Source organism: Mycobacterium sp. shizuoka-1, from assembly GCF_002723835.1.
In the GTDB taxonomy this organism is placed as follows: domain Bacteria; phylum Actinomycetota; class Actinomycetes; order Mycobacteriales; family Mycobacteriaceae; genus Mycobacterium.
This window is the reverse complement of record NZ_BEWG01000073.1, coordinates 1-20324: the sequence shown is the minus strand read 5'-3', so window position 1 is coordinate 20324 and position 20324 is coordinate 1. Positions and strand designations below refer to the sequence as shown.

Genomic DNA, 20324 nt, shown 5'->3' with positions numbered 1-20324 from the left:
CCTTCGACATTCAGATCATCCTCGGGAAGGTGCGCCCTTTCCTACGCCGCCTCGCCGAGGCTCATCCACAGGTTCTGATCATTGCTCCTTCTCGACAAAGGCTGCGCGGCCTTCGGCAGCGTCGGGCCCGGTCAGATCGAGGGTGGCCGACAGCCATTCGAGTTCGAGGAATCTTTCCAGCGGTACATCGAGCGCGCCGCGGATCATGCCTTTGGTCAAGCGCAGTGCCTCTGCAGGGCCGCGGGCGAGGGTTGCGGCGAGGTCGGTGGCGACGGTCAGCGCTGCGCCAGGCTCGGCGAGTTGACTGACCAGACCCGCGCCCGCGGCCTGCGGCGCGGTGAGCCGTTCGCCGCTCAACAGCAGCGCCGCGGCCCGGTGCCGGCCCAGCGCACGGGTTAAGAACCAGGCGGCTCCGCAGTCGGGCACTAGGCCGCGCGCCACGAACGGGGCCGCGAACACGGCGTCGCGGGCCGCTACAACCAGGTCGCAGGCTAATGCGAGGCTCCAGCCAGCACCCACCGCGGGCCCCTCGACAGCGGCAAGCACTGGTTTGGGCAACTTGAGCAGCGTGTCGAGCACGCGCTGTCCGACCAGCAACCGCGCCGCGGGCGCGCCGAGCCCCGCTCCGCGGGCCGGGGAGGTCTTGACGTCGCCGCCGGCGGAGAATGTCCCGCCGGCGCCGGTGAGTACCACCGCGCGACAGTTGTCGTCGGCGGCCACCTCATCGATTGCCTCACCCAGCTGGTGCCAGGTTTGCCAACCGAGGGAGTTGCGCGCACCCGGCCGGTTGAGGGTGAGAACCGCGACACCGGGTCGCGGCCGGTCGAACAGCACCTCGGGTTCACTCACTTGCTCGTCCTCCCCGCCGCGGCCAGCCTGCCGTGTGGTGCGGATGGCACAAGACGTTCGTCGCCGCGTAGCAGTGCGGCGAGCGCTGAACGTGCCCCGACCACAGTATCGGCGCCCCGACCGGCAACCGCGGCGCGATACCAGAGGTGCAGCCGCTGATCCCAGGTGAACCCCATACCCCCATGACACTGGATGGCGGCCTCGGCGGCCGCGAGGTAGGCCGCCGAGGCCCACAGGCGGCTGGCCCGAACGTCGCACATCGCGCCGGGCGCGCCCGCGGCGACGTTCCAGGCCGCCTGGTAGACGAGTGAACGGGCTCCCTCCACGCCGCTGGCGGCGTCGGCGAGCCGATGCCGGATCGCCTGGAACGCCCCGATCGGCCGCCCGAACTGCGTTCTCGTAGTGCAGTAGTCCACACTGCGCGCGATCACCTCGGCGCCGCCACCGACCGCCTCCGCATCGAGAAACAGGCTGTACAGCGTCGCGCAGCGCTCCTCAAGCGCCGACAGGCCAGGGTCGGTGTACAGCGCTTCGGCCTCCAGGCGGGTCCGGCGCAGGCGGACATCTGCGACGGGCCGACGCAAGTCCACGCCGGCTGACACGCCGACTTCGACTCCCGCCTGGTCACAGCCCACGAGCGCGAGCCCTGGTACGCCGTCCAGGTCGACCGGCACCACCACCGCCTGAGCGTCGCCGGCGGCGGGAACCCGCGCCAGCACTCCGCTGACCCGAATCCGGTTCGCTTCACGCACGGCGCACAGACGCCGGTGCCGCCACTGCGGCACCCCGTCGCGCCCGGATATGTCCGGAACCGGGGGCGCCGCGGTGATGACGCTGCCGGTGTGCAGTCGTTCGAGCAGCCCGCTCATGCCGGCGGCCTTCGCCAGCGGCATCAGGTAGCCGGCAACCACGTCCACCGGTCCGGGCACGGGGACCGCGCCGAACGCTTCGGCCACGTGCACGCCGCCGACCCAGTCCGCCGGCGCCCCGGTTTCTCCGGTTGCCGCGCCGAAGTGCTCCAACCATCCGGCCGACACCAGCTCCCGCCACGCCGTTGCCCGGTTGTCCCGGGCGGGCTCCCGGATCAAGTCGGGCATCCGCGCCTCGAGAAACTCCCGCAGCGCGGCCCGCAGCATTGCCAGTTCGTCATCGATCCGGTAGTCCATTCCACCCTCTTTCACCGGCGGTCGCTCGGCAGGCCGAGCGCCTTCGCGATCAGGTTGCGCTGGATCTCGCTTGTGCCGCCATAGATCGTTTCGGCGCGGGCAAACAACAACGAGCGGGTCCATTCCGACCACCCGGCACCGGCCGCAGCCACTTCTGGTCCGGCCGCCTCCAGCAGGGTGGCCAGTTGCTTCTGGTGGCTTTCGCTCCACAGAACCTTCGCGATCGGTGCGAGCATCCCTGGCTCGGCTGCATCAGCATCGAGCGCGAATACCCGGCGTACTGTGCTGTCCACCACGCGGGTGCGCACGAACGCGTCGACCAGGGCGTTCTCGGCGCACGCGTCGCGATGGACATCGTCCAGCGCGCTCAGCATCCGCGTCAGTTCACGCGACAGTTGCAGTGACCGCTGGGCCAAGGCGCTGGAGCGTTCCCGAGCCAAGGCGTAGGTGGCGACCGGCCACCCGTCGCCGATCCCGCCGACCACGTCGGCCGCATCGACGACCACGTCATCGAAGAACACCTCGCAGAACTCGCTGGTGCCCGTTAGATTGCGCAGCGGCCTGACGGTGATGCCGGGGCGGTCCATGTGCACCACGACCAACGTCGGGCCGGGCGAGTCGGCAACCTTGACCAGTAGGTAGCACCGCTGCGCGAACAGTGCGTAGGATGTCCACACCTTCTGGCCTGATACGAGCAAGTGGTCTGCCTTGGCAACCGCCCGGGTGGACACCGCCGCCAGGTCGCTGCCGGCCTGGGGTTCGGAGAACCCCTGACACCAGATGTCGTCGTGGCACAGCATCGGGCGCAGATACCGTCTTCGCTGCTCGTCGGTGCCGAATCGCATCAGCGCGGGGGCGAAGATGCCCATGCCGTTGGTGTTCATCGGCTCCGGCGCGCCGGTTTCGACCAGCGTTTCGACGAACGCGAGCTGTGCGTCTACCCCTAGTCCTTGGCCGCCGTACTCCGTGGGCCAATGTGGGGCAAGCCATCCCGCCTCGAACAGGCGCCGGCCCCACTCCCGGCGCATCGCGACGTAGGACTCGTCGTCGCCCGTTCCGACCGGGATGTCACGCCACCGTGGCGGCAGGTTCGCTTCAACCCAGTCTTTGAGCCCGGCTCGGTAGTGCTCGGCGCTTGCGCTCAGCCCCAAATTCACGACTCAGCACCGCCGCTGGCTGGTGCGCACGCCGGTGACCTCTGCGGCGATCATGTTGCGCAGGATCTCGGTGGTGCCCCCGCCGATGCCCATTCCGCGCACGTCGCGGAAGTACCGTTCCATCGGGTAGCGGGTGAGATATCCCTTGTGCCCCAGCAGCTGGATCGCCTCGTTGCACACCCGCACCGCGGCCTCGTTGGCGTACAGCTTGGCCATCGCGGTCTCGCGGATACCCGGGAAACCGGCGACATCGGTGCGCGCGGCGCGCCATAGCAGCAACCGCGCGGCATCCAGCTCGGTTGCCATGTCGGCGATCTTCCACTGGATGCCCTGGAACTCCAGGATCGGGCGGCCGAACTGCTCACGCTCCTTGGCGTATTCGACGGCGTCCTCCAGGGCGGCGCGCGCGACCCCGATCGACATCGCGGCGTTGCCGCACCGCTCGGGATTGAACTGGCGAATCAAAAACGAGGCGCCCTCTTTGGAACCGGGACGCGGTTCGAGGATCACCTGATCGCGGCGCACGGGGGCGTCGGTGAACCGCAGCACCCCCTCGGCCACGCCGCGACCGCCCATCTTCTCCTCGGTTTCGATCGGCGCCAGGCCTTCGACGTCGGCGTCCACCAGCACCGCGCCTATCCCGTCGGGACCGTTGGTCTCGGGCGCGCGACAGAACACCAGAAAGGTGTGCGCCTGCAGCGCGCCGGTGATGTGGCACTTGGCGCCGGTGAGCCGAAAGTCGTCGCCATCGGGGGCTAGTGTCGTGGCCAGCGCGGTGCCGTCCGATCCGGCCTGCGGCTCGGTCATCGCGACGGCGAACCGCCGAGTGCCGTCGACCACCTCGGGCAGGTACTGCTGGCGCTGCTGTTCGCTACCCATCCGGGCGATCACCCGCGGGGGTCCGTTGAGCTGCATCTGGATGGTCAGCGCGCTGGCCATGCAGCCCACCGCCAGCTCCTCGAGGACTAGACAGGCCTCGAACACCCCGAGGCCGCGACCGCCGTACTCGGTCGGCACGGTGAGCCCGGTGAAGCCGTTCTCGCGCAGGATCTGGTAGGAGCGCTCCGGGAATTCCTGGCGGCGGTCCCACTCAGCGGCGTGCGGGCGAAGCTCAGTGCCGGCGATGAGGTGGGCGCGTTCGACGAGTTCCTGTTGCGCGTCGGTGAGCTGGTCGAGCGCCGGGGTGGTCATTGGCACGTCCTTTCGTTCGCGGGAGCCGCGGCGTCAGCGTTGGGGCGCCAGATGAGCGCGATTTCCCAGCTACGAACCGCCATCGACCATCATAAAGTATAACTATTATCAGATAAACACAACATTTTGAAGTAGCGCCCGTGCCGCGGAGCCCGCGAACGCTACGGCTGGCGCGGCTCTACCCAACGTGACGCGGAGTCGCCGACGCGGTCGACCGAGCTGTCTGCGTGACCGCGTTGACCCAGCCGGCGCTGAGGGGCGAGATCGGGCGGTGCCAAGGTTTCGGCCATAAGCAGCACCTGTTGACTGCTGGTGTTGCCATCGCCCGCGAGCTGGCCGCTGGTCCCGGGTCAGTTGCTGTCGTGAACTGACTACGACACGATCGCCGAATGGCATCCAGCCCGGTCGGCGGCAAGACAGTCGAACCGGATCTGCAGTAGGGCTGTGAACCGCACCGGATTCGGCGATGCCGGTGTCTGTTCGCCCTGGAACAAGCATCGTTCGCGCCGAAATCCTTGCGCTGCGGCGATAACTCCGTCACCGTCGTCCGGGCAGCGACTGCCTCACACGGCGAGGCCGATCAAGCGACAGCCGCGCAGGGTTTCACCTGCCAGCTGACAACCTGTCAGCTGACAATCGGTGTCGGCGTATCAATTGCCGTTGGCCGACTCATCCCGAGCCCGCATGGCGTGCGGTGGCGACCGCCGCCTGACCCTCCTGTGCGCCAGACAGGTCGGCGATCTCCGCCCATCTGGCTGCGAGGTGATCATCGGACGGTGGGGACGGGAAGTCCACGCCGCGCGATTCGACGATCCGTACGCGGCTGAAATGGCGACCGTGAACCCGCACGATCTCGGCCGTCAGATCGCATTCCTCGGCGCATAACCAACCGACGGCGGCCGATACCCAGGCTGGGTCGAGGTCGCTGGCATCGTCGAGCAGGCCGACGGTCATCCGGGTCAGCGCGACCGGGGCGACGGCATTGACCCGAATGCCATGGCGGGCACCCTCCAGTGCGAGTGTATGCATCAGTCCGACCACACCAAGCTTTGCGGCCGCGTAGTTGGCTTGTCCGAAGTTGCCGAACAGGCCGGCGCCGGAAGAGGTTACGACGACCCTGCCGTAGCGTTGCTCGCGCAAATGGGGCCAAGCCGCGCGGGTCACAAACGCGGTTCCATCCAGGTGCACCTGGCGGACGGCCTCCCACTGCTGCACAGTCATCTTGTGAAACGTCGCGTCTCGCAGGATGCCCGCGTTGTTGACTACGATGTCTAGCCGGCCGAAGGCCTCGAGCGCGGATTTGACCGCCTCCTTCGCGCCGGTCTCGGAAGCGATGTCGTGGTCATCGGGCACGGCGACACCGCCGGCGGCCCGGATCTCCGCCACGACGTCCTGCGCCGCCGCAGCGTTCGCGCCACCCCCCTCTTTTCTCACCCCAAGGTCATTCGCGACGACCAGCGCGCCCCCCGCCGCCAGGCGTAGAGCATGGCTGCGACCGAGGCCGCGGCCCGCCCCAGTGACGATCGCCACCCGTCCGTCTACTCCTGGCATGAGCCCCGCCCTTCGCCCTTGATCCGTGTCTTGAGGTGCGTTCCGCTTCGCGGCCCACTCGACCCCCAGCCACTACCCAGCGATTGCTACGTCGCGGGCCGGATTCGCAAGACTCAACGAAATAACTATGGATAATCATTACACTATGTACACGGATTGCACGCAAGCTGCCGGACGCCAGTTCATCGGGACTGCACCGCCCGTTAGCTGCTTTCCATGGCGGAAGGAGAGCGCCGATGACCGCGGTGGATCTGCAGAAGAATCTTGTGACACGCGTCAACGTCGGGGACATGCTCACCCGCACCGCGTGGCGGCGCCCCGAGCACGAAGCCGTGGTCGACGGCGAGCGCCGGCTCACCTATCGTGCGTTGAACGCCGCGGTGAATCGGCTGGCCAACGCGCTGGCGACCGCGGGCTACCAGCGGGGTGACGCGCTCGCTCTGGCCTGCGGCAACAGCATCGAGTTCCTTCTCACCTATTACGCGTGCGCCAAGACCGGAGTGGTGTGTGTCCCGATCAACCTCGCTTGGGGCGCGTCTGAGACGGCCTACGTGCTTGAGCATTCCCACACCAAAGGGGTGGTTGTGGAGAGCCAACTGGCCGAACTCGTCGGGGCGGCGTTAGACCGCCTCGAACAACGCAAGGTGACCGATGTGATCGTCGCACCTGGCACCGGCACACAATGGGAATCCGCCGGTTCGCATTGGTGGCGGGCGATGAGCGAGTTCGTCGGCGACGCCTCCGACGCCGAACCGGAATGCTTCGTCGATGACCGCGACGCGATCAGCTACCTCTACACCAGCGGAACGACGTCGGCGCCAAAGGGGGTGGTGAGCAGTCATCTCGCGGTCTACATCGAGTCACTCACGGCCCCCCTGGTGTTGCGGTTCAGCGAGCAGGACCGGTCAGCGGTGATGATGCCGCTGTTTCATACCGCCCAGCTCAACGGGTTCACCACGGGGCTGATGTACGTCGGCGGCACCGCGGTGTTGATGCGTGCGTTCGACCCTGGCGCGCTGATGGCGACCATCGAGGCGGAACGGGTTACCCAGATCTTCGGGCTGCCGATGATGTACCGGGCGATGATGGACCACCCCGACATCGCCAAGCGTGACTTGTCGAGCCTGCGTCTGGCGTTGTATGCGATGGCGCCGATGCCCGACACCGACCTACGCATCGCCATGGAGGTATTCGGCTGTCAGTTCGCGCTCGGTTTTGGCCAGACCGAGATGAACCCGCTGACGACCGTCTTTCCGCCTGAGTATCAGCTCTCGCATGCGGGCTCCGTCGGCCTGCCGGTTCCCAATGTTCAGGTGGGGATCATGGACGACGCCGGCAATCTGCTCCCTCCTGGTGAGGCTGGCGAGATCGTCTATCGCGGCCCGCACGCAATGGAGGGTTACCTGCGCAACCCAGAGGCCACCGCCGAGGCGTTCGCGCACGGTTGGTTTCATTCCGGCGACATCGGACGCTTCGATGCCGACGGACTGCTGTGGTTCGCCGACCGCAAGAAGGACGTGATCAAGACCGGCGGTGAGAACGTGGCCTCCATCGAGGTCGAAAAGGCGCTCTACGACGGGGAGCCCCGAATCCAGGAGGTGGTCGTGGTCGGATTGCCGCACCAGCGATGGACCGAGGCGATCGTGGCGATCGTCACCCCCAAACCGGGTGCCGAGCTCACCGAGGATGACGTGCTGGCTGCGGCGCGCCGCCGGTTGTCGGGGTTCAAGGTCCCGAAGGCGGTGATCTTCACCGACAAGATGCCCCGCACCGCGACGGGCAAAGTGCAAAAGAATGTGCTACGCGACCAGCACCAAGGATATTTCCAGACCTAACCGTCAATCGCTTGCCTTGGGACGCGTCGGAGACAACGCTGGCGGCGGACGCTCCCATATGGTGGCTTGCGCCCGGATGTTAATGGCCGATAACGTGTGATCGTGGGCTGAATGCTCCGCGCCGCATCGCCGGGCCGATCGGTCGGTCGGTCGGTCGGCAGACTGTGCAGTCGACGCCGACGGGTTGCGGCTGCAACGTCGTTCACCGGGTCGTTGGACCGCCGGTAATGCTCAGTTGACAGGAAAGGTGTGTTGGGATGGAGCTTTGCGAAAGTGACGAGCGACGGGATTTGCGGGCGGCGGTGGCGGCGATTGCGCGTTCGTATGGCCATGAGTACTACCTGAGCAAGTCGTTGGCGGGGGAGAAGTCCACAGAGCTGTGGCGGGAGATCGGCAAGCAGGGGTTTTTGGGAGTGAACATTGCCGAGGAGTACGGCGGTGGGGGTGGGGGTATCTACGAGCTGCACGCGGTGGGTGAGGAGTTGGCCGCGGCGGGTTGTCCGCTGTTGATGACGGTGGTATCACCGGCGATCTGCGGCACGATAATTCAGGCGTTTGGCAGCGAGGAACAAAAGCAGCGGTGGCTGCCCGGGATCGCCAGTGGTGACATGATCATGGCGTTTGCGATCACCGAACCGGATGCGGGTTCTAATTCGCACAACATCGCCACGACCGCGACGCGTGACGGCGACGAGTGGGTGCTGCGCGGCACCAAGTACTACATTTCCGGGGTCGATGAGGCCCAGGCGGTCCTGGTGGTGACCCGGACCGGCACCGACGAGCGGGGTCGGGGGCAGCTGTCGCTGGTGGTGGTGCCCACCGACGCTGCCGGGCTCCAGAAGACACTCATCCCGGTGCAGGCAGTCACCCCCGAGAAGCAATTCACGCTGTTTTTCGACGACGTGCGGGTGCCCGCCGAAAACCTGGTCGGGGAGCAGGACGAGGGGCTGCGACAGGTGTTTATGGGGCTGAACCCGGAGCGGATCATGGGCGCGGCGTTGAGCACCGGGATCGGCCGCTACGCGCTGGACAAGGCGTGCGCTTACGCCAGGGAACGCCAGGTCTGGAATACCCCGATCGGCGCGCATCAGGGCGTGGCGCATCCGCTGGCGCATGCCAAGATTCAGGTCGAACTGGCGCGGCTGATGACCCAGCGGGCGGCCGAGTTGCATGACGCCGGGAATTCTGGTGCGGGAGAGGCCGCCAACATGGCGAAGTACGCCGCGGCGGAGGCGGGGATCCTGGCGTTGGATCAGGCGATCCAGACACACGGGGGCAATGGGATGGCCACCGAATACGGGTTGGCAACGCTGTGGGGGCCGGCGCGGCTGATGCGCACCGCGCCGATCAGCCGGGAGATGATCCTCAATTTCGTCGCCCAGCACAGCCTGGGCCTACCCAAGTCCTACTGACGTCGGGGGCGATTCCTGGTGAGCGCATCGGCGACGGCCGCTTTGATGACGTTCGACGGGTTCTTGTACGGGCTGGCGACGTATTGGTATCTGAACGATTGCGAGGTTGTCATGAGTTCGCGTGCCCTTGCCGGCCGTCCCGCCATCGCGGCGGTCGAGGAACTGCGCCCAGGGCGATATCCCGACGAGGACGGGGCGGGCATGCCGGAATTGGTGCTGCGCCGGTTCTTGGAAGGCGCTCAGGTTGGGCCCGACGACGTCGATGGTCTGCTGGTGTGCCCGGCGGGCATGGCCGCGGGGCATGGCGCTGATATCTTCGTCCATGAGCGGCTCAACGACGCCCTGGGGATTCGTCCACGGTTCTGCGAGACGATCAACGCGGGCGGCGCGACCTACACGATCATGCTCTCGCGTGCAGCGCTGGCGATCGGCGCGGGCCTTGCGGACTCGGTGCTGTGCGTCGGGGCGGGCAAGTTTCCCAAGGTGGGCGCGGGCGGCGCAGACGCCATGGCACGCATGATCAGCCACCCCGACTTCGAGTATCCCTATGGCAGCTTCATTCCGGCGCTTTACGCGCTGGCGGCCACCCGGCACATGGCCGAACGTGGTACATCGCGGGACGCCCTGGCGGCGGTTGCGGTTTGCAGCCGCGACTGGGCGCTGCGACACCCCGACGCCCTGATGCGTGACGCCGGCCCGCTCACCATCGAGATGGTGCTGGATTCACGCCCGATCGCGTGGCCGTTCAACCTGCTGGACTGCTCGGTGCCCTGCGAGGGAGGCGCGGCGTTCCTGGTCACGAGCGGTGAGCGGGCTCGCGAACTCACCGAACAGCCCGCATATCTGCTCGGCTTTGGGGAGTTCCACGACCACGGCAACATCAGCCACGCAAGCGACTTCGCCACGATGGGCGCCGGCGTTTCGGCGCGCGCCGCATTCGACATGGCGGGCGTGTCTCCGTCCGATGTGGACCTCGCCGAACTCTACGACGCGTTCACCATCAACCCGATCTTGCTGGTGGAGGAGACCGGCCTGGTCGAGCCGGGCAAAGGAGGCCACTTCTTCCTGGACGGTCGCGGCGCCCCGGGCGGCGATCTGCCGATCAACACCTACGGTGGGTTGCTGTCGTTCGGGCACACCGGCGACGCTTCGGGCATGTCGATGCTCGTCGAGGGGGCACGTCAAGTGATGGGCCAAGCCGAAGGCCGCCAAGTGGACGCCGAGATCGCGCTGGTTCACACCTACGGCGGCGTGATGGCCGACCACTCGACGGTCCTGCTGGGAAGGACACCATGACAACCCCACCGGTTCCCGCGCTGACCGCGAGCACGGCGGTCTACTGGCAGGAAGCGGCCGCGGGCCGGTTCGTGCTGCCACGATGCCGCGCCTGCGGCCGGTTTCACCACCATCCTCGCCGATGGTGTCCGTATTGCTGGGGAACCGATCTGACGTGGGAACAACCCTCGGGGCGAGGGACGGTGCTCACCTACACCGTGGTCTACCAGCCCCCGTCGCCGGCCTTCGCGGTGCCCTACGTGCTGGCCGTCATCGAATTGTCGGAAGGCCCGCGAATGATGGCCAACGTGGTCGACTGTTCGCCGGAGGACGTTGAGGTCGGCACACCGGTCGAGGTCACGTTCGAACCGCGGGGCGAACTCGCGATTCCGCAGTTCCGCCCGATCGGGTCCGCACGCTGATGGGCGTTAATTACGCCGACGCGCTCAGCTACGTGGTCACCGGGCCGGCCGAAGAAGCGGCCGTCTGGGTGGGCCGCGAAGTAACCAGTCGGTCGCCGTTCGCGGTCAACGAAGCCCAAATCGCCTACTTCTGTGCCCTGATAGAGGATGCTGACGAGAATTACTGGGATACTGAGGCCGCGACGACGAGATACGGGGCTCGGATCTCGCCGCCGGGCATGCTCATGGTGTGGGCGTTCCCGCTGCCGTGGAACCCGCGGCGCAAGCCCGAACACGCGCCGGTGCTCGCGCTGGAGGTGCCGCTGCCGGGTACCACGCTGATCAACGTCTCGACAGACAGCCGGTTTTTCGCCCCGATGCGGGTCGGGGACCGGCTCATCTCCACCGAGCGGGTGGAATCGATCTCGGCAGAGAAACGAACCGCACTGGGTGTCGGGCACTTCGTGACCACGCGCAGTGAATGCCGCAACCAGAATGGCACCCTGGTGGCGACCAACGACAACGTGCTGTTCCGCTACGTTGTTGGGGCGGGCGGAACCCCTCAACGACGACCGGGCCCGGCCGAACAACCCCGCGCTGAGCCCGTCGAGGTGTTGCCTGAGGTGACGATGCCGGTCACCGTCACGCGGTGCGTACTAAACGCGGCCGCCACCCGCGACTTCTTCCGTGGTCACCACGACCAGGCCTACGCCAAAGAGCAGGGTGCCCGCGATGTCTACCTGAACACGATGTTCTTCCACGGGTTGGTGGACCGGATCGGCAAGGCGTGGGCCGGCCCGCAGGCATGGCTTGCTCGTCGGCAGTTGCAGATGATGGCCCCGGTGTGCGCTGGCGATACGCTGCGGACCGACGGGCGGGTGCTGGCAGTGAACCAACGCGACACCGCGCGGACAGCCACCGTCGCCGTCGACTGTCACACCGAACACGGACTTTCCGCGCGGTCCCTACTCACTTTCAACCTCGACGGTCTCCGTGCGCGGCGCCTACTGTCTGATCAAGGAGAGACTCGATGAGCAGCTATGACCAGTACCAGCACCTCACGTTCGACCGCCCCAGCGAGGGCGTTCTGCAAGTCACCATCAATCGGCCCGACCGGCTCAATGCCGCCAACAAGCGGTTGCACTGGGAGTTGGGCAAGGTGTGGCTCGACGTCGGCACTGACTCGCAAACTCGGGTCGCCGTTGTCACGGGCGCTGGCAAGGCTTTTTGCGCGGGGGGTGACCTCGACATGGTGCTCGATCAGGCAAACGACTTCTCGCAGATCGTCGAGACAATGGCCGAGGCACGCGACATCGTCTACAACATCGCGAATTGCGACAAACCAATCATCTCGGCGATCAATGGGGTGGCCGTCGGTGCGGGACTGGCGGTAGCTTTGATGGCTGACGTTTCGGTGATAGCCGAGGACGCGCAGCTGACTGACGGCCATCTACGACTCGGGGTTGGCGCCGGCGACCATGCCGCAATCGTCTGGCCCATTCTGTGTGGCCTTGCCAAGGCCAAGTATTATTTGCTGACCGCAGATTTCATTGACGGGAAAGAGGCCGAGCGAATCGGCTTGGTCAGCCTGTGCCGTCCGCCCGAGGAAGTCCTGCCCACCGCCCTTGAAGTGGCTCAAAAGCTGGCTGGTGGCCCGCAGCACGCCGTTAGGTGGACCAAACGGGCGTTGAACCACTGGGTGCGAAACGCGGGTCCGATTTTCGAGGCTTCACTGGCGCTTGAGATGCTGAATTTCTTCGACGTAGATGTGATTGAGGGCGCGTCCGCCATCAAAGATCGCCGCCCTCCGCGGTTTCCTTCCGCAGCTAACCACGAACGTGACGAGGGCTAGGGCCGAGCGCTGAAAAAAACGGTAGCGAAATGTCTGCTGCGCTCGGGCATGAACTGCGGTCCCTGAACGGTGCGCGAACAGCAATCGATGTGTGACTTCAATGCGGTCCCAGGTCAACGCATGCTGATATGGGGCATGTCGCCTGCGATGATCACTAACCGGCTGTTCGAGATTGATTGCCACCAGAAAAGGCGGCTGAACCCTCAGTCGGAGGGCGCGGGCGGCGCCGTGGTCGAAGTAGACGGGATCGGCCTGTCCGGTAACTTTGGCGCAGAAAGCGGAGCCTGCCGGCGTCGATCGTCATGGTCATCTCGGGCAACGCTTCTTTCGTAATACCGCCTCACTACCGGGGCATGTCAACGTGTTTTCTCGTAGAGCGTGACGACCGCGGCCCCGCCGAGACCGATGTTGTGTTGCAGCGCGAGGTTGACGTCCTCCACCTGCCGCTCTGCGGCCTGGCCTCGGAGCTGCCACACCAGCTCGGCACACTGGGCGAGGCCCGTTGCCCCCAGAGGATGCCCTTTGGAGAGCAGCCCGCCGGAGGGGTTGGTCACGACCTGGCCGCCGTAGGTGTTGTCGTCGTCGGTGATGAATCTTTCCGCGGTGCCCTCTGGGGTGAGCCCGAGCGCCTCATAGGTCAGCAGTTCATTGGTGGTGAAGCAGTCGTGCAATTCGACGACCCGGATGTCGATGGGGTCGACCCCGGCTTGTTCGTAGACCTGCCGTGCCGCCGACTGCGCCATGTCATAGCCCACCAGCTTGGCCATGTCGGCGTCGGCGAAGCTGGTGTCGGTGTCGGTGGTCAACGCCTGCGCGGCGATAGCGACCGTGGTGTCGAGGCCGCGGCGGCGGGCGAACTCCTCGCTGCACAGCACCGCGGCCGCCGCTCCGCAGGTGGGCGGGCAACACTGCAACCGGGTCAATGGGCCATAGATATGCGGGGAGGCCAGCACCTCTTCCACTGTCAGGGGATCACGGAACACCGCGTAGGGGTTATTGGCCGCGTGTCGGCGCGCCTTCACCGCGATCTTGGCGAAGGTCTCCGGACGGATTCCGAACCGGTCGGCGTACTGGGCGCCCGCGCCGCCGAACCACAGTGCCGGCATGGGTACCCCGTCGGGGCAGTCTTGCGCTCCGCTGGCGGCCTCGGCGAACCGCGCGAAGGGTGTCGGCCGATCATCCCAGTGCGACTTCAGCGCGCCACGTTGCATCTGCTCGAACCCGAACGCGAGGACGCAGTCTGCAGCACCACCGGCCACCGCCTGGCGAGCTAGCCACAACGCCGAGGAGCCCGTGGCGCAGTTGTTGTTCACGTTGACCACCGGCACGCCCGTCATCCCGACTCGATACAGCGCATTCTGTCCACACGTCGAATCGCCGTAGACATAACCGGCATAGGCCTGCTGCACGTCGGCGAGATCCACACCGGCATCGGCCAGCGCGGCTTTGACAGCGCCTTCTGCCATCACGTCGTAGGGATCACTGTTGCTCGGGGTGGCGAACGGCACCATTCCCACCCCGACCACAAAGCTCCGCCCTGTCATCCGCTCCTCCAGTCGCAAATCGACCCGATGATGTTACTAACCTTTCACTATCCGGTGGCGACTGTCCGGTCTCGCCGGCTCGCACGCGTACACCAACCGTACGGACCGGGAAGTGGCGTTGCGACAGGATCGCAGCCAGGCCGCCCTCCCCATTCTATCCTCATGATGATCCATATGTATAGCTCGGCCCCCATTCTCCCGCAGCTTACTCGCAGCAAACTCAACAGGATCCCTGGCCGCCAGTTTCCTGGGAAGACCGCGGCGCTCGCCGCTCAGGCGCGCCACCTAGAAGCGACCCATAGGCGATGCAGTGGTATCGGCGGCTTCATGGTTTTCGGCTCGCCCACCGAGCGGAATTGCGGATGTCGTCACGTCGTATGTGCTGCCCTCCTCCTAATCCGTCTCTGCACCACGGACACGCTGTTGCTTCTCCTGAGTCCGGTTGGCGCGGGCTGCGCAACTCGGCTCCGGTCTAGTTCGCCGGGACCGAACCGGTGGAAGGCGCCGGTGGCGGGCAGGTGCGCGCAAGCCGAAAGGCTGGCCAGCGGTATCTCATGCAACACAGCATGGGCGGGCAATCTCTGGCAACGATGCAAAGGGGGGTGACGGCAATCACAACGTCCTCTATAGTATCGCCAATGCTTACCAGAAATCGGTGTGCCGGGGACGTGCGAAAGAACGGAGGTGGTCTGATGACGGTGCTGGCTGTGACGCGCACACCTGAGCTACTGGTCATTCACGCAACGCTCAGCGGCCCAGCCGGCCGTCAGCGGCGGTCGGAGGGCGTGGTCAGCGGGAACCCGTCGTGATGGCGTCGCGCGTTCTATTGACCCCGATGCGCGGTGTCGGCGACTTCTTTGCGATGTCGCTAGACACGTTTGTGCAGATGTTCCGCCCGCCGTTCGCGTGGCGTGAGTACCTGAGTCAAACCTGGTTTGTGGCGCGGGTGTCGATGCTGCCGGCACTGATGTTGACGCTGCCGTACTCGGTGCTGTTGGTGTTCATCTTCAGCATTCTGCTGACCGAGTTCGGAGCGGCGGATTTCTCCGGCACCGGCGCCGCGATCGGGACAGTGAACCAGATCGGCCCGATCGTGACGGTTCTGGTGGTGTCCGGCGCGGGCGCCACCGCGATGTGTGCGGATCTGGGTGCGCGGACGATTCGCGAGGAGGTCGACGCGCTGCGGGTGATGGGCATCAACCCGATCCAAGCGCTGGTGGTTCCTCGGGTGCTCGCCGCCACCACGGTGTCGTTGGCCCTGGCCTCCACGGTGATCTTGGTGGGCCTGACTGGGGCGTTTTTCTTCGTCGTCAGCATCCAGCACGTCTCACCGGGTGCGTTCGTCGCGGGGCTAACGGTGCTCACCGGCGCCGCCGATGTTGTCGTCTCGTTGACCAAGGCGATGCTGTTCGGGCTGGCGGCCGGGCTTATCGCGTGCTACAAGGGCATTTCGGTGGGCGGCGGCCCGGCCGGTGTGGGCAATGCGGTGAACGAAACCGTGGTGTTCACCTTTATGGTGCTGTTCGCCATCAACGTCATCGTCACTGCCGTCGGCATCCAGTTCACGGTGCAGTAAGGGCGATCCATGAGCAGCAGTGTCGTCTCGAGTTTGCACCCGGGGCTTCGGCGCGCCCTCGAGTCGCTGATCGCCGGGTGGAACAGCATCGGCGCACAGACACGGTTCTACGTCACGACCCTGAGTTCCATCCCGGACGCCGTTGTCCACTGCAGGACCGAACTGCTGCGGCTCATCGCCCAGATGGGTTTGGGCTCTGGGGCATTGGCCGTGGTGGGGGGCACGGTCGCGATCGTTGGCTTCTTGACGATGACCACTGGCGCGTTGGTCGCGGTGCAGGGCTACAACCAGTTTGCGTCCGTCGGGGTGGAGGCGTTGACGGGGTTTGCCTCGGCCTTCTTCAACGTCCGGCTCATCGTGCCGGGCACCACCGCGGTGGCGCTTTCGGCCACCATTGGCGCCGGCGCCACCGCTCAGATCGGAGCGATGCGCATCAACGAGGAGATCGACGCGCTCGAGGTGCTCGGTGTTCGCACCGTCGCCTATCTGGCCTCCACCCGGGTATTGGCCGGTGTCATCGTGGTGATTCCGCTGTACTGCGTGGCGGTGATGATGGCGTTTCTCGCCGCGCGCACCGGCACCACGGCGATTTATGGGCAGGGCTCGGGCGTGTACGACCACTACTTCAACACATTCCTCAATCCCACCGACCTGATCTGGTCGTTCTTTCAAGCGGTCGCGATGACGGTGGTGATCCTTCTGGTGCACACCTACTACGGGTACACCGCAACCGGCGGTCCCGCCGGTGTCGGGGAGGCCGTGGGGCGTGCGGTGCGCACCTCCATGGTGGTCGCGGCGGTGGAAATCGTATTCGTCTCGCTGGCTATCTACGGCCAGTCCGGCAATTTCAACCTGGCGGGGTGACCGGGGATGAATCCCAGGCCGGGTGAGAACCGGTTCCACTCCGCGTGGTGGACGCTGATTCTGTTTGTGGCGATCGCCGCGTTTGTCTTCGTGACTTCGAGCACCTTTGCCGGCACCTTCAGGTCCTTTGTGCCGGTGACGCTGACGTCTGATCGCGCGGGTGTGGTGATGGAGACCGGCGCGAAAGTGAAGATGCGCGGTGTTCAGGTCGGCCGCGTCGCCCAGATCACCGCTGGCAAGAACTCCGTGAGCCTCACGTTGGAGATTGAGCCGGATCAAATCCGGTACATCCCCGCCAACGTCGAGGCGCAGATCAACGCCACCACGGCGTTCGGCGCCAAGTTCGTCGAGCTGATCCCGCCGGAGCACCCGAGTGTCCAGCGGCTTGCCGCCGGCGCGGTGCTGCGCTCGATCAACGTCGCCACGGAGATCAACACCGTGTTCGAGAACATCGTCGATTTGATCGGGGTTATCGACCCGGCCAAGTTGAACGCCGTGCTGACCGCGGTGGCAGAGGCCGTGCGCGGACAAGGCGAACGCATCGGTGAGGCCACCACCGACCTCAACCAGGTGTTGCTGGCGCTCAACGCCCGCAGCGACACCCTCCGCCAAGACTGGCGCTCGTTCAAGAGCTTCAACGACACCTACAGCAGTGCCGCAGAGGACATCGTGGCGGTTCTGAATGCGGCCAGCACCACCAGCACGACCATCGTGGATCACGCAGAAGCGCTGGACGCGTTGCTGCTCAACGTCACCGGCATGTCCACCGCCGGGATCAACCTGCTCGGTGCGAGCAAAGACAATCTCGTCCGGTCGGTGGAGGTTCTCCAGCCGACGACGGACCTGCTGCTGCAGTACAGTCCCAGTTACGCCTGTGCGCTGCAGGGCGCGACGTGGTACCTCAACAACGGCGGCTACACGGCGTGGGCGGGTGCCGACGGGCGGTCGGCCCAGTTCGATGCGGCGCTCATGTTCGGTAACGACCCGTTTCTCTATCCGGACAATCTGCCCATCGTCGCCGCCAAGGGCGGCCCCGGCGGAAAGCCGGGATGCGGCTCGATGCCCGACCCGACCAAGAACTGGCCGGTGCGACAGTTGATCACCAACGTCGGCTGGGGGACAGGCCTGGACTGGCGGCCCAACCCCGGCATCGGACACCCCTGCTGGGTCGACTTCTTCCCGGTCACCCGCGCCGTCCCGGAACCCCCGAGCATCCGGCCCTGCCTGCCCGGGCCGGCGCCCGGCCCGGTTCCCTACCCGGGGGCGCCGCCCTACGGGGCGCCGCTGTACGGACCGGGCGGAACACCCCTGTGGCCCGGGGTGCCACCCCCGCCGCCGCCACCACCGACACCAGGCACGGCCCCGACCGCGGCCATACCGGCTCCCGTGCCGCCGCCCGGGTGACCCGACCGTGAACGACAGGGAACAGGAGAGAGTGTGAGCAAACAGCTGAAGGGCACCATTTGGCGCCTGGCCGTCTTCCTGTCGGTTTGTGCCCTCGGCACGTTCGCCCTGCTGGCGGTCTTCGCGGAATTCCGGTTCGACGTGGGCAAGACCTACTTCGCCCAGTTCAGCAACGTGTCCAATATGAGAAAGGGCAGCCTCGTCCGCATCGCCGGGGTGGAGGTCGGCAAGGTGCGCAGCATCTCGGTGAACCGGGACTCCACCGTACGAGTCGAATTCTCCGCCGAGAACTCGGTCGTCCTGACCGAGGGAAGCCGCGCGGTGATCAGGTACGACAACCTGTTCGGCGACCGCTACCTAGCACTTGAGGAAGGCGCCGGGGGGGTCAAGACATTGCAGCCCGGTGACATGATTCCGCTGGCCCGCACCGAACCCGCGCTGGACCTCGATGCGGTGATCGGCGGCTTCCGGCCGCTGTTTCGCGCGCTGGACCCAGATCAGGTCAACGCCCTCACCGGCCAGCTGATCCAAGCGTTTCAGGGCGAAGGCTCCGCGATCGGATCATTTCTGAACCAGGCCGCGGTATTGACCAACACACTGGCGGACCGCGATCAGCTGTTCGGGCAGGTCATCACCAACCTCAACGTGGTGCTGGGGTCACTGGGTGACCAGTCAGACCAGCTCGACAAGGCGGTCACCTCGCTGTCGGGCCTGATCGACGGGCTGGCCGGCCGCAAGAAGGACATCGCTAACGCAGTGGCCCACACCAACGCGGCCGCCGGTTCGGTGGCCGATCTGCTCACGCAGGTCAGGGAGCCGTTCCAGAAAGTTGTGCACGAGACCGACCGCGCCGCTGGGATCGTGGTCGCCGATCACGACTACTTCGACAACCTCCTAAATACGCTGCCAGACAAGTACAAGGCGCTGGCGCGGCAAGGGATTTACGGCGACTTCTTCAGCTTCTACCTGTGCGACTTGATCCTGAAGCTCAACGGAAAGGGCGGGCAGCCGGTGTATGTCAAGGTGGCCGGACAAAGCACGGGGCGGTGTGCGCCGAAATGAAATCCTTCTCCGAACGCAATACCCCGCTGATCGGGGCCATCGGCGTCGCAGCCGTCGCGGCCATCGTCCTTGCCGCGCTCAACTTCCAGAAACTCCCCTTCCTGAACCAGGCCAACGAGTATTCGGCCTATTTCGCCGACGCCGGCGGGCTGCACACCGGTGCCTCGGTCGATGTCTCCGGTTTTCCCGCGGGAAAAGTGTCCAGCATGGAACTCGACGGGGCACGCGTGCTCGTCACGTTCAGCGTCGACAGGAAGATCTTTCTGGGCGATCGCACCGAGGCGGCGATAAAGACCAAGAGCCTGCTGGGCAGCAAGGTGCTCGACGTCATATCCCGCGGGGACGGCGAGCTCACCACCACCATCCCGATCGAGCGGACGGTGTCGCCCTACCAGCTGCCCGACGCCCTCGGCGACCTGGCCACCACGATCAGCGGGCTGAACACCGACCAGCTGTCGGACTCGCTGGCCACCCTGGCGCAGACTTTTTCCGGCACCGCACCAGAGCTGAGGAACGCGGTGCAAGGGGTTGCCCGGTTCTCCCAGACACTCAACGAACGCGACGCGCAACTGCGCAACCTGCTCGCCAACGCCAGAAAAGCCACAACGGTACTGGCCCAGCGCACCGATCAGATCGTCACCCTGGTCAAGAGCACCAATGCCCTGTTGGTTGAGCTCCGAACCCAAAGCAGCGCAATCGATCAGATCTGGAACAACATCTCGGCGGTCGCCCAGCAACTGAAGGGGTTCATCGCCGAGAACCGGCAGCAACTGCGGCCGGCGCTGGAGAAGCTCAACGGGGTGCTGGCCATCGTGGATAACCGCAAAGAGCGCATCCAGGATGCGATCAAGCGGCTCAACGCCTACGCGCTTTCGCTGGGCGAAGCCGTCTCATCGGGGCCGTTCTTCAAGGCATACCTGGCGAACCTGCTCCCGGGCCAGTTCGTGCAGCCCTTCGTCGACGCTGCGTTCTCCGATCTCGGGCTCGACCCGGCCACCGTGCTGCCCTCCGAGCGTATCGACCCCCCCACCGGCCAGCCCGCAACCCCGGCGCTGCCGGTGCCCTACCCGCGGACCGGGCAGGGCGGCGAACCCAGATTGACGCTGCCCGACGCGATCACGGGCAAGCCGGGTGATCCGCGCTATCCGTACCGGGAGCCCCCGCCGGCCCCGCCGCCAGGTGGAC

At 66.0% G+C, this 20324-nt stretch carries 17 protein-coding genes; 11 read left to right on the top strand and 6 right to left on the bottom strand.

Features of this window, described 5'->3' with window-relative positions:
* Positions 1-78 precede the first annotated feature (78 nt).
* From MSZK_RS20875 to MSZK_RS20855, 5 genes are all read right to left on the bottom strand, one after another.
* Entirely contained in the window at positions 79-849 is a 771-nt protein-coding gene (locus MSZK_RS20875; RefSeq protein ID WP_158230608.1) for an enoyl-CoA hydratase/isomerase family protein, read from the bottom strand.
* On the bottom strand, positions 846-2015 hold the full coding sequence (locus MSZK_RS20870; RefSeq protein WP_052773271.1) for an acyl-CoA dehydrogenase family protein: 1170 nt from the start codon (positions 2013-2015) through the stop codon (positions 846-848). Before MSZK_RS20870 ends, MSZK_RS20875 begins: the two co-directional genes overlap by 4 nt.
* A gap of 11 nt (positions 2016-2026) precedes the next feature.
* Positions 2027-3172 carry an acyl-CoA dehydrogenase family protein gene (locus MSZK_RS20865; protein WP_052773272.1) on the bottom strand — a complete coding sequence of 382 codons (1146 nt, stop codon included), beginning with the start codon at positions 3170-3172 and terminating at the stop codon, positions 2027-2029.
* 3 nt (positions 3173-3175) lie between these two features.
* The gene (locus MSZK_RS20860; RefSeq protein ID WP_047040638.1) at positions 3176-4363 is read right to left on the bottom strand and encodes an acyl-CoA dehydrogenase family protein; all 1188 of its coding nucleotides are present in this window, start codon (positions 4361-4363) and stop codon (positions 3176-3178) included.
* Between the two features lie 669 nt (positions 4364-5032).
* Entirely contained in the window at positions 5033-5914 is an 882-nt protein-coding gene (locus MSZK_RS20855; protein ID WP_047040641.1) for an SDR family NAD(P)-dependent oxidoreductase, read from the bottom strand.
* Between the two features lie 236 nt (positions 5915-6150).
* On the opposite strand from MSZK_RS20855, the gene MSZK_RS20850 reads away from it, so the two are divergent.
* The 6 genes from MSZK_RS20850 to MSZK_RS20825 all read left to right on the top strand — a co-directional run bounded on the left by MSZK_RS20850 (position 6151) and on the right by MSZK_RS20825 (position 12689).
* Complete coding sequence (locus MSZK_RS20850) at positions 6151-7749, top strand: long-chain-fatty-acid--CoA ligase (protein WP_047040644.1); 1599 nt, start codon at positions 6151-6153, stop codon at positions 7747-7749.
* 257 nt (positions 7750-8006) lie between these two features.
* Positions 8007-9161 (top strand): acyl-CoA dehydrogenase family protein, encoded by a 1155-nt coding sequence (locus MSZK_RS20845; RefSeq protein WP_047040646.1) that lies wholly within the window; start codon positions 8007-8009, stop codon positions 9159-9161.
* Positions 9162-9179: 18 nt separating this feature from the next.
* Complete coding sequence (locus tag MSZK_RS20840; protein WP_232530500.1) at positions 9180-10457, top strand: thiolase family protein; 1278 nt, start codon at positions 9180-9182, stop codon at positions 10455-10457.
* Positions 10454-10858: a Zn-ribbon domain-containing OB-fold protein gene (locus MSZK_RS20835; RefSeq protein ID WP_047040647.1), complete on the top strand. Its 405-nt coding sequence runs from the start codon at positions 10454-10456 to the stop codon at positions 10856-10858. The genes MSZK_RS20840 and MSZK_RS20835 overlap by 4 nt, the downstream gene beginning before the upstream one ends.
* Positions 10858-11871: a MaoC family dehydratase N-terminal domain-containing protein gene (locus tag MSZK_RS20830; RefSeq protein WP_052773273.1), complete on the top strand. Its 1014-nt coding sequence runs from the start codon at positions 10858-10860 to the stop codon at positions 11869-11871. Before MSZK_RS20835 ends, MSZK_RS20830 begins: the two co-directional genes overlap by 1 nt.
* Positions 11868-12689 carry an enoyl-CoA hydratase/isomerase family protein gene (locus MSZK_RS20825; protein WP_047040650.1) on the top strand — a complete coding sequence of 274 codons (822 nt, stop codon included), beginning with the start codon at positions 11868-11870 and terminating at the stop codon, positions 12687-12689. The genes MSZK_RS20830 and MSZK_RS20825 overlap by 4 nt, the downstream gene beginning before the upstream one ends.
* 356 nt (positions 12690-13045) lie before the next feature.
* Here MSZK_RS20825 and MSZK_RS20820 read toward each other — a convergent pair whose 3' ends face one another.
* Positions 13046-14233, bottom strand: coding sequence for a lipid-transfer protein (locus MSZK_RS20820; protein WP_047040653.1), 1188 nt, complete (start codon positions 14231-14233; stop codon positions 13046-13048).
* Positions 14234-15041: 808 nt separating this feature from the next.
* On the opposite strand from MSZK_RS20820, the gene MSZK_RS20815 reads away from it, so the two are divergent.
* From MSZK_RS20815 to MSZK_RS20795, 5 genes are all read left to right on the top strand, one after another.
* A complete protein-coding gene (locus tag MSZK_RS20815; RefSeq protein WP_176470772.1) occupies positions 15042-15809 on the top strand; it encodes an ABC transporter permease in 768 nt (255 codons plus the stop codon).
* A 9-nt stretch (positions 15810-15818) separates the two neighbouring features.
* Positions 15819-16673, top strand: a complete 855-nt coding sequence (locus tag MSZK_RS20810) for an ABC transporter permease (protein ID WP_082131860.1) — start codon at positions 15819-15821, stop codon at positions 16671-16673.
* A gap of 6 nt (positions 16674-16679) precedes the next feature.
* Positions 16680-18077 carry an MCE family protein gene (locus MSZK_RS20805; protein ID WP_047040657.1) on the top strand — a complete coding sequence of 466 codons (1398 nt, stop codon included), beginning with the start codon at positions 16680-16682 and terminating at the stop codon, positions 18075-18077.
* A 33-nt stretch (positions 18078-18110) separates the two neighbouring features.
* The gene (locus tag MSZK_RS20800) at positions 18111-19139 is read left to right on the top strand and encodes a virulence factor Mce family protein (RefSeq protein ID WP_047040659.1); all 1029 of its coding nucleotides are present in this window, start codon (positions 18111-18113) and stop codon (positions 19137-19139) included.
* A partial coding sequence (locus MSZK_RS20795; protein WP_047040661.1) for an MCE family protein occupies positions 19136-20324 on the top strand: 1189 nt, incomplete at its 3' end. The genes MSZK_RS20800 and MSZK_RS20795, both read left to right, overlap by 4 nt.

Excerpts from the sequence above, each read along its gene's own strand:
- MSZK_RS20870 (WP_052773271.1), bottom strand. The coding sequence starts at position 2,015 with ATGGACTACCGGATCGATGACGAACTGGCAATGCTGCGGGCCGCGCTG.
- MSZK_RS20860 (WP_047040638.1), bottom strand. The coding sequence starts at position 4,363 with ATGACCACCCCGGCGCTCGACCAGCTCACCGACGCGCAACAGGAACTC.
- MSZK_RS20855 (WP_047040641.1), bottom strand. The coding sequence starts at position 5,914 with ATGCCAGGAGTAGACGGACGGGTGGCGATCGTCACTGGGGCGGGCCGC.
- MSZK_RS20850 (WP_047040644.1), top strand. The coding sequence starts at position 6,151 with ATGACCGCGGTGGATCTGCAGAAGAATCTTGTGACACGCGTCAACGTC.
- MSZK_RS20845 (WP_047040646.1), top strand. The coding sequence starts at position 8,007 with ATGGAGCTTTGCGAAAGTGACGAGCGACGGGATTTGCGGGCGGCGGTG.
- MSZK_RS20835 (WP_047040647.1), top strand. The coding sequence starts at position 10,454 with ATGACAACCCCACCGGTTCCCGCGCTGACCGCGAGCACGGCGGTCTAC.
- MSZK_RS20830 (WP_052773273.1), top strand. The coding sequence starts at position 10,858 with ATGGGCGTTAATTACGCCGACGCGCTCAGCTACGTGGTCACCGGGCCG.
- MSZK_RS20825 (WP_047040650.1), top strand. The coding sequence starts at position 11,868 with ATGAGCAGCTATGACCAGTACCAGCACCTCACGTTCGACCGCCCCAGC.
- MSZK_RS20820 (WP_047040653.1), bottom strand. The coding sequence starts at position 14,233 with ATGACAGGGCGGAGCTTTGTGGTCGGGGTGGGAATGGTGCCGTTCGCC.
- MSZK_RS20815 (WP_176470772.1), top strand. The coding sequence starts at position 15,042 with ATGGCGTCGCGCGTTCTATTGACCCCGATGCGCGGTGTCGGCGACTTC.
- MSZK_RS20810 (WP_082131860.1), top strand. The coding sequence starts at position 15,819 with ATGAGCAGCAGTGTCGTCTCGAGTTTGCACCCGGGGCTTCGGCGCGCC.
- MSZK_RS20805 (WP_047040657.1), top strand. The coding sequence starts at position 16,680 with ATGAATCCCAGGCCGGGTGAGAACCGGTTCCACTCCGCGTGGTGGACG.